At 66.2% G+C, this 10,958-nt stretch carries 9 protein-coding genes; all 9 read right to left on the bottom strand.

Annotated elements, in window-relative coordinates; genetic code table 11:
- Positions 1–12: 12 nt before the first annotated feature.
- Positions 13–2,001: a 4-alpha-glucanotransferase gene (gene malQ / locus G6N50_RS07775; protein ID WP_083097779.1), complete on the bottom strand. Its 1,989-nt coding sequence runs from the start codon at positions 1,999–2,001 to the stop codon at positions 13–15.
- 144 nt (positions 2,002–2,145) lie between these two features.
- Positions 2,146–2,913, bottom strand: coding sequence for a mannan-binding family protein (locus tag G6N50_RS07770; protein ID WP_083097782.1), 768 nt, complete (start codon positions 2,911–2,913; stop codon positions 2,146–2,148).
- An 18-nt stretch (positions 2,914–2,931) separates the two neighbouring features.
- On the bottom strand, positions 2,932–3,654 hold the full coding sequence (locus tag G6N50_RS07765) for a YfgM family protein (RefSeq protein WP_083097784.1): 723 nt from the start codon (positions 3,652–3,654) through the stop codon (positions 2,932–2,934).
- Between the two features lie 26 nt (positions 3,655–3,680).
- Complete coding sequence (locus G6N50_RS07760; protein WP_083097786.1) at positions 3,681–4,940, bottom strand: MlaD family protein; 1,260 nt, start codon at positions 4,938–4,940, stop codon at positions 3,681–3,683.
- Positions 4,937–6,172, bottom strand: coding sequence for an MlaD family protein (locus G6N50_RS07755; protein ID WP_163650824.1), 1,236 nt, complete (start codon positions 6,170–6,172; stop codon positions 4,937–4,939). The genes G6N50_RS07760 and G6N50_RS07755 overlap by 4 nt, the downstream gene beginning before the upstream one ends.
- A complete protein-coding gene (locus G6N50_RS07750) occupies positions 6,169–7,284 on the bottom strand; it encodes an MCE family protein (protein ID WP_083100125.1) in 1,116 nt (371 codons plus the stop codon). The genes G6N50_RS07755 and G6N50_RS07750 overlap by 4 nt, the downstream gene beginning before the upstream one ends.
- Positions 7,281–8,336 carry an MCE family protein gene (locus G6N50_RS07745; protein WP_083100127.1) on the bottom strand — a complete coding sequence of 352 codons (1,056 nt, stop codon included), beginning with the start codon at positions 8,334–8,336 and terminating at the stop codon, positions 7,281–7,283. The genes G6N50_RS07750 and G6N50_RS07745 overlap by 4 nt, the downstream gene beginning before the upstream one ends.
- On the bottom strand, positions 8,329–9,384 hold the full coding sequence (locus tag G6N50_RS07740; RefSeq protein ID WP_083100129.1) for an MlaD family protein: 1,056 nt from the start codon (positions 9,382–9,384) through the stop codon (positions 8,329–8,331). Before G6N50_RS07740 ends, G6N50_RS07745 begins: the two co-directional genes overlap by 8 nt.
- The gene (locus G6N50_RS07735) at positions 9,381–10,952 is read right to left on the bottom strand and encodes an MlaD family protein (protein ID WP_083100131.1); all 1,572 of its coding nucleotides are present in this window, start codon (positions 10,950–10,952) and stop codon (positions 9,381–9,383) included. Before G6N50_RS07735 ends, G6N50_RS07740 begins: the two co-directional genes overlap by 4 nt.
- Positions 10,953–10,958 lie beyond the last annotated feature (6 nt).

Genomic DNA, 10,958 nt, shown 5'->3' with positions numbered 1-10,958 from the left:
CCCAACCTGGAATCAGGAGCCGGTGGCTGCTCGGAACGCGGCGGTGATCGTGGCGACGCGTGGATCGGCGCGCAGCTGGTCCAGCGTTACGGGCAGCGGCAGCCGCCAGTTCGGGTATTCGTCGATGGTGCCGGGCAGATTCGGTTGTCGCGGCTCGGCGACGATGTCGTAGGGCGAAATCAACTTCAACCTGCTCGGGGTCGCCGCCAGGAAGCGGTGCATCGCGACGATGATGTCGTTCTCGTCCGGATCGGTCGGCAGCAGCCCTTCGGCGCGCAGCAAGGCCAGCCACTCGGCCTTCTCCTTATCGGCCGAGGCTTGTTCGGCCGGCACGTCATCGAGCAGACCCAGCTCCGCGCGCACGCGCACGTGTTCGCCTCGTAAGAATCCGGCCGCGGTGGGCAGGTCGTGCGTGGACAGGCTGGCGGCCGCGCGCGGCGGCCACTTCGACGAGGGAAGCAACGGTTGTTCGGGCGCGGATTCGTCGCGGGTGAACCAGGACACCGCGCAGCCCAGCATTCCGTTGTCGCCCAACGCTTCCGTGACTTCCGGCTCGACCGTGCCCAAGTCCTCGCCCACCACGGTAGCCCCGGCTCGCTGCGCTTCCAGCGCGAGCACGGCAAGCATGGCGTCGGCGTCGTAGTGGACGTAGGTACCCCGGTCGGCAGACTCGCCCGGCGGTATCCACCACAGTCGCCACAAGCCCGCGACATGGTCGATCCGCAAACCGTCGGCGTGGATCAATATGGCGCGCAGCATGTCTCGCAATGCGGAGTATCCGGTGGCGGCGAGCCGGTCCGGCCGCCAGGGCGGTAGCCCCCAATCCTGGCCGCGGGGCGTGAAATTGTCCGGGGGAGCGCCGACGTGAACTCCGGTGGCCAGCATGTCGGCCAGGGCCCACCCGTCAGCGCCGTCCGAGTCGACCCCGACCGGGAGGTCGTGCAGGACGCCCAGCGCCATACCGGCTCTGCGCGCGGCGTTGCGTACCTCGCCGAGTTGTTCGGCGCAGCGTTGCTGGACCCAGGCATGAAAGGCAATCCGGGGTGCCAGTTCCCGGCGAGCCGCGGTGACGCCCGGTCCGTCGACGTCACGCAAAGATTCGGGCCAGTGCGGCCAGCGGCCGCCGTGCCGCTCGGCCAGCGCGCAGTAAGTGGCCCAGTCGCGCAGCGCCCTGGACGACGGTGCGTTCTCCAACGGGTCAGGCCGGTTCTCGACGCGCCAAAGCGCTTCCAGGGCCGCGCGTTTCGCGGCCCAGACCAGGTCATGGTCGATTCGCTCGGTGGCGGGCGAGACACGCAGTGCGTCGACTTCCGCGCGGGTTTCTGGGTCGGCCCGACGGTAAGCGTCGAGGTCCTCGATGCGCAGCGCCAACGGGTTGGCAAATCGTCGGCTGGACGGGGTGTAGGGCGAGGGTTGAACCGGATGCGTGGGGCCGGGCGCGTTCAGCGGGTTGAGCAACACCGCGCCCGCGCCGTGCGCCGCTGCGGTCCAGTCGATGAAGCCTCGCAGGTCGCCCAGATCGCCGATGCCCCATGAGCGGTCGGAACGCAGCGCATACAGCTGCAGCATCCAGCCCCAGGTAACCGGTGTTTGGGGCACGCGCGGAGGGGCCGCTACCAGGTTGACTTGCTGGCCGTCCCTGGTGCGCAACCGGTACCAGCCCGGCGGCAAGTCGCCGGGCAGCTCGTCGCGCAGGTCGGTCTGATTGCCGTCCTCGTCGACCAATTCGACCGCTCCGGGAAGGGTCCGCGGCCGGCCGTCCACCCGCACCGCGACCGTCGGCGCCAAGGCCTCCGCGCGCTTGCGCTCGGCCAGCCTTGCCAATTCGCGACGACGGTCCGCGTCGCTGCGGGCATCGACTTCGAGCAATGCGAGCACCCGGACCACTACGTCCGCATCGACCTCGACCGGTTCCCGTCGTTCATTGCGGTAAAAGGTGGCCACCCCGTGGGCCTCGGCCAATTGCCGCAAGTCTTCGGGCACCTGTTTGGGTGGCGCCATCAGGTCGTTCGCAATAGGGGTACGGCGGGGCGGATCGGTGACTTGGTGTCATCGCGAACACGAGAAGTGATCGGATGGCGAAGAGGCGGGGGCACTTCCGGAATGTACCCATCCTGAGCCGACTTACACGGACGCTCACACCGCTCAGATGCGCAGCACCGGTGCCAAGGCGGACAGCGGGATGTGCGCCTGCACCGTGCCGCCGTCCATGAACCACTGCATGACACCGGGCGTGAAGTTGATCGGTTCGTCGTGGGCCACCGGGTAGTCCGGCATGTACAGGATCAGCTCGTCGGGAGTCATCGCCCAGGCCTTGTACGCTCCGGAATAGACCCTGTCCGGGGTCCAGCGGTCGACGGTGAACGGGTAGCTGCCCGGGTCGTGCGGCGGCGGCGCCTGGTTCAACGCGGTTTCGATAAACGGTTGGGCCAGTGGGGGAATGGCGGTCAGCGGATTCGACGTTGTCAGGTCCGCCAGCTGCACCCTCCTGCCACTCGCCATGTCGAAGGTAAAGGTTCGATAGGCGTTGTTGGGTTTGGGCCCGTCGGCGTGATAGTCCTCGTGGAAGACCGCGCTGAGCAGGTTGCCGTGCCGGAATACCTCGAAGTTCTCCTCGCCGTAGCTATCGGCGGCCATGCTGCCGTTGGCGGTCTTCCAGTTGTTGACCAGGGTGTGCAGGTAGTCGCGGATCGCCGGGCCGGTGGTCGGATTGTCGACGAGGTCGTCGGGCACGGCGACCTTGATGTCCCGCACGGCGTTGCGTTCTGAGGTCACCGTGGTGTGGCAGTAGTGGCCGTCCCAGTCGCCGCCGAGCTCGCCGCAGAACGACGGCGCCGACGCGTGTGTGGTCGCGGTGCCGGGAATCGTTGCGGCCGCGACCAATACGAAGGCGGCTGACAATCGCTTGAGCATGAGATGGCTCCGCTCGGCTCAGAGGAGTTGGACTTTGCTTGCCCGCCAACGGCCGTCGACCTTCTCCATGGTCATCTTGATCCGGCTGCGGTCGATGCGGGGGTCGGGTGCGGCCGTGTTGGTGACGGTCTGGTCGATGAAGAGCAACACGACGACCCGGTCGGTGGATTCGGACTGGATGGCCGAGTCCACCACCACGCCATGGGCGGTCGCCTTGTTGTCGATCAACAGCTGCCGCAGTTTGACGCTGGACTGGGTATACATGTCCTTGAACTCGCCGGTCGCGCCGTCGAGCACCTGCTTGAAGTTGTCGTCGACCTTGTTCGAATCGATGCTCGTGAGCACCTGTGCGTAGGCGATGGCAGCCTGCCGGGCCTGGTCGCCCGCCAATTGCAACTGATGATCTTGCCATTGCCGCCATCCGAGGAATCCCGAAACGCCAAGTGAGGCAACAAGTAACGCCGGCAGCGCGCTGCGACGCAGATACCGCCGCCAGGGGCGCTTCGTGCGCTCGGTCTCGGGGCGCTTACGTTTCAGAAGTCCGCCGCCTTCGTCTGCGTCGTCGTCTCCGTGGTCGGCGGCGTCGGCCTGCTCGTCAAGCTCGTCGTCGTCGAGCTGTTCGTCGGCGTCGCGCACCTCCTCGGCGTCTTTGGTTTCGGCTGAAGGCATTTCGTCATCCGGCTCCGATTCCGCACGCGCCTCGGCTTTCGGGTTCTTCTTGGTGGTCACGACCACGATCATCTCCTAACGGTCGATGAGTTCAAAGCTCAGTGCGGCGGTTCGATCGGCAGCGGTGGCCCGCCGTAGGGGGTGGGAATGGTGTAGCGGCCATGCGGAGTCGGATCGGTTCGCTGGCCCAGGTTCGCGCCCAGTGGCGGTCCGGCGGTGTCGTCACCGCCCGGTCGTGGGGCGTTCTTGGCGCCCCGGATCGAGACCGCGGGGTCGTCGTCGCGGCAGTAGGTGTACATGAACGGCTCGTAATAATCGGCAGCAGACGGCGCGTGTGACGGCGTCCCGTAGTCGCACACGTAGCGGGGGTAGAGGTCGGCCGTCGCCCAGACCCCGCCGTCGTGGAAGGCGCTCGTCACCGCGTCCAACACTGAGCCACGGTAGTCGGGGAACAACGCGTTGAGCGCCGGCACCCGCAGATAGAACAGCTGCGACATGGTGGCCATGCTGCCCAGCAGCTGCACCATGGTATCGGAGTTGTCAGCGAACAGATTGTCGAGGGCCGACAGGGTGTGCGGCGTCTGCTGGGTCAACCGGCGGTAGCCGGCCTGCATTCTGGCCACGCCGGTCAGCATGCGGTTGAGTTCGGTTGCGGTGGCGCCCAATCCGGCGTTCTTGTCACTGGCCAGGGTGAGCACGACCCGGCTGGTTTTGATGATGCTGGTGGTTTGCGGTAGCACCGAATCAAGCGTTGACAACAGGAACGTACCGCCGTCGACGATGGCGGTCAGCTTCGCCGGGCCCTCCTTGCTCATACTCAATTCCTTCTTGATCAGCTCGATCTTGTGCGGGTCGACCTGGGCCAGCATTCCGTCGGCGTCACCGAGCAACTGCGCCAAGCTGACCGGGACCGTCGTGTGATCCAGGGCGATGAGGCTGCCGTCGTGCAGGTACGGTCCGGCGTCGGACACGGCTTCGAAGTTGATGTACTGCTCCCCGGCCGGCGAGAGCGCCGACACGTGCACGACGCTGTTCGCCGGGATTCGCACCTTCGACGTGATGCTGGCGACGGCGTTGACCCCGTTGTCGGTGATCTGCAGCGACTCGACCCGGCCGATGCGCACCCCGCGCAGCGCCACGTCCTGATTGGGCAGCAGGCCACCGGATTCCGGCAACTGCACGGTGACCCGATACGACGAGGCGAAGGGCTTCACCCGCAACGCGCCGATCAGCAGATAGGCGGTCGCCACAACCAGGATGAGCACCAGGCCGGCGACCGACAGCCAGACTTGTTGCCGGTGACCGGTCCGCACCGCGCGGACAACGGCATTGGCGAGGTAGGCGCCGGCGCGGGTCATGGTTGCGGTCCTGTTGGGGGCAGCGGTCCCGGCGGCGGGGCCGGTGCCGGCGGGGGCCCGGGGGCGACATCGATCTGGCCCGGGATGTTCGGGTCCGGTATCACCGGAACCTGTGGCGAGTTCGGCCCCCGGCCGACCACGCGTTCCTGCAACCGCCACAGGGTGTACTTGAGGGTGCCGACGAGCAGGTTCACGTTGTAGTGGTGCGGCCCGTGCAGACCGATGTCACCGGGGAATCCGATATCGGGGAGCGACCCGAGCATGATCTTGTCCACGCCCACATTCACCGAAATCGAGTTCCCCGCCGTCGATTTGACCAGCGCAGGGATCAGCCGGTTGATCGACAGCCAGCTGGTATCGGGGCTCACCGCGACGTCGTTGGCGGCCCCGGCGATCGTGTTCAGGTCGCGTATCACGCTGCGGCCGCTGGTGTCGGTCCCGCCGATCGACGGGAACCTGGCCAGCAAGCGGGAGGTGTCACCCACCTGGACGGCCAGGTTGGAAAGCTGGCTGGTGTTGTCGGCCAGGGCCGACGTGGCGGGGCTGGCGGCCGCCATCAGGTCGCCGATGGTTTGGTTCTTGGCGTCGAGTTGGTCTGCCAGGCCCGACAATTGGGTCAGCGCGTGCGAGATCTGATCGGACCGGGCATCCAGCCTCCCGAGCAGCTCGTTGGACTTGCGGATCATGTCTCCGAACGCCTGGCCCTGGTCGCCGGTCGCCTTGCCGAATCCGTTGATGATGTTGGTGAAATTGCGCACCGCCCCGCCGTTGACCAGAATCGCCGCCGAACTCAACACCGACTCGACGGTCGCGGCGGCCGCGGTCGAATCCAGGCCGATGGTGTCGCCCTCGCGCAACAGCGGCCCGTCCACGGGATCGTCGGGCGGCGGCTTCAGCGCGACGAACACGTCGCCCAGCGGTGTGGCGGTACGCAATTCGGCGGTGCTGCCCCGCGGCAGTTGGACACCGTCGCGGATGCGCAGCCGGGTGACTGCGGTGTAGTTGCGGGCGACCATCGATTCGAGCTGTCCGACGTCGGCGCCGGCGAGCTTGACCTTGGCATTCATCGGCAGGTTCAGCGCGTTGGAGAAGATCGCGTTCAGCGAATATCCGCCCGAGCCCAGCCCCGGGGCCGGAAGGGGCAGGCTGGCAAGGCCGTTCGTGGCGCATCCCGCGGTGACCATCGCGGCGGCCACCACCGTCAGCACGCCCCGCGCGCCCGGGGCCATCATTTCTGCCCCATGGCGGCCATGCCGTCGAGCACATACGTCAGCCCGAAATCGGGGCCGAAGTCCTGGATGGTCCCCGTGCTGCAGCCCAGTTGTCGAAGGCCCATCAGGTTGCAGATCTCTTTGGTGTATTGGCTGTCGAAGAGCAATCGATCCGTGAGGAACCGGGCCCGCACGCTGCCGTTCGCCCGGTCGATCATGTTGTAGGCGTTATCGGCCACCAACGGAGCCAGATCCAGCAGCTCGGCCAGGTCGCGCCGCTGGTCGGTCACCGTCTTCAACGTGTCGTTGCCGTGCAGGACAGCCTGCTTGACGTTGTCCCGGTTTTCGTCGAGCAGGTCGCCGGCCCGCTGGATCAGCTGGTCGAGTTTGTGCCCGGTGCTGCCGCTGCCCAGGTCCTCGTCGGCCATGATCTGGCTGACTTGGTGGATGGTGGAGGCGAATTCGCGCAATTTCGTGTCATTGGCGGCCACGGCCTCGAACAGCGTGCTGATGTTTTTGACGATCGTGGTGATCTGCCCGCGGGTCGCCGCGCCACCGTCGCTGGACAGCCGCAGCGCCTTGGACAGCTCACCCAGCGCCGCCTTGATCCTCTCGCCGTTGCCGTTGACTACCTCGGCGCCGCCGCCCAGCACGTCGGCGATGGGCCCACCTCCGTGGCCATCGCCCTCGAGCGACTTGGTCACCTTGTCCAAAACGTTGAGGACGCTGCTGAATTCGACGGGCGTCTTGGTCCGGGGCAACCCGATGGTGTCGTGGTTCTCCAGGGTCGGTCCGCCGTGATAGGGCGGCGTAAGCTCGATCTGCCGGTCGGTCAGGATGGACGTCGACACCGTGACGGCCTGCGCGGTGGCGGGCACTCTGACGTGGTGGTCGACGGTGAACTCGACCTCGACGTAGCCGCCCTTGGGGTTGATCTTGGTGACCTTGCCCACCGGCATGCCCAGCACCGCCACCTCGTTGCCCTCGTAGAGGCCCGAGGCGCTGTCGAATTGGGCGGTCACGGTGATGGTGTCCTCGTCGGAGCTCAGGTACCACCTACCGATGCCGACCGCCGCGGCGATGACCGCGACCGCGGCGACGATGGCCAGCGCCTTGGCGCCGAGCCCCCTCACTTGCAGTCCTTGAAGTACTGAATCATGCCGAACTGCTTGGCACGCCCACTGATCGCGCACATCCACGAGTCGATCAGTGGGACGTTGGGGGCGTTGAAGTTGATCGCGTTGCCGTCACCGGTGAGGTTGGCGGCCTCGCGGAAGAAGATCGGGCTGGTTTGCAGCATGCTGTGCAGCAGGTCGTCGTGCTGGGACATCAGGTCGGTGAAGTCACGCATGTCTTTGATCAGCGCGTCCAGCCCCGAGCGCTCGTTGACCACGACCTTGCTCATGGTGTCGACAAGGCTGGACAGGGACTGCATCATCGCGTGGAAAACGGCGCGCCGCGCGACGAATTGACCTAGCAGGTCTTGGCCCTGGTCGACCAGAGCGCCGATGCCGGCCTGCTGGCGCCGCAGCGTGTTGGTCACCTGCTCGGTGCTGCGGAGCAGCTGTCCAAGTTGGTCGCGCCGTACCGCGATGATCGACGACAGTGTGTTGATGTTCGTGATCGCCTGCGGCACAACGGATGGCAGGCCCTCGAGCTGCTTGCCGAGGACCGCCAGTGACTGCGCGAACCTGTCGGAGTCGACCTGTTCGAAAGTGGTGGTGGCGTCCTGCAGCGCGGCCTGCAGGTCGTAGGGCACCTCGGTGTGCGCCAAGTCGAAGGTGTTGTCGGGCAGGTGCGCCGGGCCGTTGGGTTCCAGTGCGAGGTAGCGCGAACCCAGGATGGTGGTGACCCTGATCTGTGCCCGGGAGTCTTTGCCCAGCTTGATGTCGTCGCGGACCTTCAGCCCCGCCTCGACGTGGTCGCCGACGAGTTTCATGCTCGTGACGTTGCCCACCGGGATGCCCGCGACCACGATCGGGTTGCCCGTCCGCAGGGAGGCCGCCTGCAGAAACTCCGCGGTGTAATGCCGGTAGCCGGCGCCGATCGCATGGACCAGCAGCATGACCCCGATCACCACCGCGACCACCGCGACGGCGATGAACCCGAGCCAGGTCTTGTTGTAGCTTTCCAGCGGACGCTTCTTCATCCCCGAAAGCCGTTGTCGTATCGATGCGTCAGCCATCGACCGTGCTCCTGCAGCGCGGGGTGTGCCAAGCCCGGTTGCCGGGCGTGGCAGCATTGATGATGATCGGCACGACATCGTTGAGCCCGGGGAAGAACCCCATGAAGTTCACGTCGCAGACGTAGGCGTTGCCGTAGGCGCCCTGATTGCCCACCCGGGTCAGGCCTTTCAGCAGCAGCGGAATGTTGTCGCCGAAGAACGCCACCTGCGGTTCGACGTCCATGATGTGTTTGGTGACGCCGGGCTGGCGGTCGATGAATTCGCGCAGCGCCGGGTACACGTTCGTCGCCGAGGCCGACAGCCGGTCGGTCACCCGGGCCAGCGAACCGATCGAGGCGACCAGGTCCGGGCGCCGCCGGTCGAGCTCGCCGACGACGCTGCGGGTCTGCGTGATGACCCCGTCGAGGTTGTCGTTCTGTTGGGCGAGGTTGCCGACCACCTTGTTGAGGTTGGTGATCACATTGCCCAGAGCCTGATCGCGGCCCGCGAATGTTTCGGTGAGCGTGGAGGTTTGGCCGACCAGCGTGGTGAGTGACGACGTGTCGCCCTGCAGTGACTGGATGATGCCCTTGGTGAGGTTGTCCGCGTCATGGGGGTTCAGCAGGCTGAACAACGGTTCGTAGCCGTTGAGCAGCGTGGTCACGTCGAAAGAGGGTTCGGTGCGTTCCAGCGGGATGGTGCTGCCCGGGGGGAGTAGCTGCGGACTGCCTTCTTTGCCCAGGGACAGTCCGAGGTAACGCTGGCCCACGATGTTCTGGTAGGTCACCGAGGCAAGGGTGTTTCCGAACAGCCGCTGTTCGGACTGCACGACGAACGAGACCTTCGCCAGTTTGCCGTCGAGCTCGACCTTTTCGACGCGGCCCACCCGCACGCCGGCCATCCGGACGTCATCGCCCTCGCGAAGCCCGTACACGTCGGTGAACACCGCCGAATACCTGGCGGTGTCACCGGCCACGTCACGCCGCAGGCTCACATAGACCAGCCAGGTCAGCGTCAACGAGACAATCATGAACAGGGTCAGTGCGATCAGTGGGCCTCGAAATTTCATTTCGCCTCCCCGGGTTGGTGCGCCAGCGACACCGTGGTGCCGCGGGCGACCGGGCCCAGCAGAAGCTCGGTGGCGTCGGTGGTGGGCGCACCGGTGATCACACCCAGCATGTTTCGTTCATATTGGCTCCCAACGGGTCCCACGTTTCCCCCGAAACGAGAGCCGCCGAACGCGGCCTGCGGAATCCACGGCGCCTTGGGCGCCACCGGCGCGAGCCACGGCTCGTGCTCCTGCGGTGTGGCCGGCGCTCCGGGCGAGGGGTTGTCGGGATTCGCGCTGCCGGGCACCGGCGGCGACGGCGTAATCCCCGGGGCCAGCGGGGGATTAGGATCGGTCAGATTGGGATGCGGGTTGATCAGCGGCGGACCCACCGCGACTAGGTTGCCGTCCGGACCGATCACCGTGCCCGGCGGGGGCGCCAGGTCCTTGGGTGGCTGATAGTTCTGCGGTAGCAGCACGTCGGGCAGGTCGGGCCGCACCGGAATCAGCGGTGCGGTAAAGCAGCTGGGTCCCTTGAGCTCGCCGTAATGCGGGCAGTCGGCGCGGGTGTAGGTGGAACTGGGCGTGAAGGTCAGCATCGCGCGCATGTTGCCCAGGTTCGTTCGCGGGTTCCACACCTGTTCCATGAACTGGTTGGCCAGGTTGTCCAGCTTGGCGACGGCGGGCACGAAGTTGTTCGACTTCTGCGCCAGGATTCCGAGCACCGGCGTGAAATCGGTGGTGATCTTGATGAGTTGGTCGATGTGGTTGTCGAAGGATTGACGCGTCGTGCCGACCGTGTAGTCGGCGCCCGACAGCAACGAGGCCAACTGACCGCGGGTCTCGGCGAAGGTCCGCATCGGTTCGACGGCCTGATGCAATGCATCGAGAAGATCGGGTGCCGTCTGCGCAAGCCCGGTCGTCGCATCCAGCAGCGCCGACACCGTCGAAGGGCCGGCGTCGGTGCTGACGATCGAATTGAGTTGGTCGAGAACGCGATTCAACTGCGCGCCAGCATTCAGCAGGCTTACGCGGCGATGATCGGTGGCCGCACCCAGGGTGGCCAGGATCCCCACCGACCTGTCGTCGCGGCCGCGCCCCGCGGCGGCGAGCAGATCGCGCAGCTTGGTGACGGTCGTCTGGAACAGCACCGTCGGCAGCCGCCTGTCCTCCGAGATATGGGCACCATCATGGATTTTCGCACCGGGGCCGTTGCCCACCAGCTGGACCGACGAGACGGCGAAAACGTTGCTGGGCACCACGCGTGCGGTCGCGCTGGCCGGGATCGACTTGGCATATTCCTCTTTGAGGTCGATGTGGACGTAGTTGGGCTTGCCGTGCGCCGCTGGGATGACGCCGTTGACCATGCCGACGAGCACGCCGTGGTATTTGACGTCGGACTTCTGCGGAAGTCCGTCGCCCACGTTGACCAGGTCGGCCACCACCCGCACGTAATCGTTCAGCCTGCCAGTGGATTTGATCAGCATCGCGCCGGTGACCAGGGCGCTGACCACCACGACCGCGATGCCGACACCGAACAGCTGCCGGTCCGACGGGCCGCGGCCGTCCAGCTCAAAGGAATTGGGCATGTTCCA

Origin of the sequence: Mycobacterium mantenii (assembly GCF_010731775.1) — a bacterium.
GTDB classification, from domain to species: domain Bacteria; phylum Actinomycetota; class Actinomycetes; order Mycobacteriales; family Mycobacteriaceae; genus Mycobacterium; species Mycobacterium mantenii.
Note: the sequence above shows the minus strand (reverse complement) of the source record. Positions and strands in the feature narration are given on the sequence as shown.

Coding starts and splice junctions, on each gene's coding strand:
- malQ (WP_083097779.1), bottom strand. CDS start 2,001: ATGGCGCCACCCAAACAGGTGCCCGAAGACTTGCGGCAATTGGCCGAG.
- G6N50_RS07770 (WP_083097782.1), bottom strand. CDS start 2,913: ATGCTCAAGCGATTGTCAGCCGCCTTCGTATTGGTCGCGGCCGCAACG.
- G6N50_RS07765 (WP_083097784.1), bottom strand. CDS start 3,654: ATGATCGTGGTCGTGACCACCAAGAAGAACCCGAAAGCCGAGGCGCGT.
- G6N50_RS07760 (WP_083097786.1), bottom strand. CDS start 4,940: ATGACCCGCGCCGGCGCCTACCTCGCCAATGCCGTTGTCCGCGCGGTG.
- G6N50_RS07755 (WP_163650824.1), bottom strand. CDS start 6,172: ATGATGGCCCCGGGCGCGCGGGGCGTGCTGACGGTGGTGGCCGCCGCG.
- G6N50_RS07745 (WP_083100127.1), bottom strand. CDS start 8,336: ATGGCTGACGCATCGATACGACAACGGCTTTCGGGGATGAAGAAGCGT.
- G6N50_RS07740 (WP_083100129.1), bottom strand. CDS start 9,384: ATGAAATTTCGAGGCCCACTGATCGCACTGACCCTGTTCATGATTGTC.
- G6N50_RS07735 (WP_083100131.1), bottom strand. CDS start 10,952: ATGCCCAATTCCTTTGAGCTGGACGGCCGCGGCCCGTCGGACCGGCAG.